Annotated in this window: 1 rRNA gene; it reads right to left on the reverse strand. The window is 51.7% G+C overall.

Features of this window, described 5'->3' with window-relative positions:
- Nucleotides 1-1,495, reverse strand: a 23S ribosomal RNA gene (locus ACFSBH_RS05665); the annotation flags it as partial.

The raw sequence follows: 1,495 nt of genomic DNA on the forward strand, positions 1-1,495 counted from the left end.
CGGCTAACTCTTCCCCTTAACCTTCCAGCACCGGGCAGGTGTCAGCCCCTATACTTCGCCTTTCGGCTTCGCAGAGACCTGTGTTTTTGCTAAACAGTCGCTTGGGCCTATTCACTGCGGCTTCTTCTAAAAGAAGCACCCCTTCTCCCGAAGTTACGGGGTCATTTTGCCGAGTTCCTTAACGAGAGTTCTCCCGCTCACCTTAGGATTCTCTCCTCGCCTACCTGTGTCGGTTTGCGGTACGGGCACCAATGATCTGGCTAGAGGCTTTTCTTGGCAGCGTGAAATCAGGAACTTCGGTACTAATTTTCCCTCCCCATCACAGCTTGAAATTGCCAGACGGATTTGCCTATCTGACTTTCTCACTGCTTGGGCGCACACTTCCATCCGTGCGCATTCCTTATCCTTCTGCGTTCCCCCATCGCTCATAACGATCATGAGGTGGTACAGGAATATCAACCTGTTGTCCATCGCCTACGCCTTTCGGCCTCGGCTTAGGTCCCGACTAACCCTGAGAGGACGAGCCTTCCTCAGGAAACCTTAGGCATTCGGTGAAAGAGATTCTCACTCTTTTTTCGCTACTCATACCGGCATTCTCACTTCTAAGCGCTCCACCAGTCCTCACGGTCTGACTTCGCAGCACTTAGAACGCTCTCCTACCATTGTTCGTAAGAACAATCCGCAGCTTCGGTGATACGTTTAGCCCCGGTACATTTTCGGCGCAGAGTCACTCGACCAGTGAGCTATTACGCACTCTTTAAATGGTGGCTGCTTCTAAGCCAACATCCTGGTTGTCTGGGCAACTCCACATCCTTTTCCACTTAACGTATACTTTGGGACCTTAGCTGGCGGTCTGGGCTGTTTCCCTCTCGACTATGAATCTTATCACCCACAGTCTGACTCCCAAAAATAAGTATCTGGCATTCGGAGTTTGACTGAATTCGGTAACCCGATGAGGGCCCCTAGTCCAATCAGTGCTCTACCTCCAGTACTCTCTTTTTGAGGCTAGCCCTAAAGCTATTTCGGAGAGAACCAGCTATCTCCGTGTTCGATTGGCATTTCACCCCTACCCACACCTCATCCCCGCATTTTTCAACATACGTGGGTTCGGGCCTCCAGTCGGTGTTACCCGACCTTCACCCTGGACATGGGTAGATCACACGGTTTCGGGTCTACGACCACATACTCATTCGCCCTATTCAGACTCGCTTTCGCTGCGGCTCCGTGTCTTCCACTTAACCTTGCATGTAATCGTAACTCGCCGGTCCATTCTACAAAAGGTACGCCGTCACGCATAAAAGCGCTCCGACTACTTGTAGGCACACGGTTTCAGGTTCTATTTCACTCCCCTCCCGGGGTGCTTTTCACCTTTCCCTCACGGTACTGGTTCACTATCGGTCACTAGGTAGTATTTAGCCTTGGGAGATGGTCCTCCCGGATTCCGACGGAATTTCACGTGTTCCGCCGTACTCAGGATACACTCCGGAGGAAACTC

Source organism: Oceanobacillus luteolus, from assembly GCF_042678205.1.
Lineage (GTDB): Bacteria > Bacillota > Bacilli > Bacillales > Amphibacillaceae > Oceanobacillus > Oceanobacillus luteolus.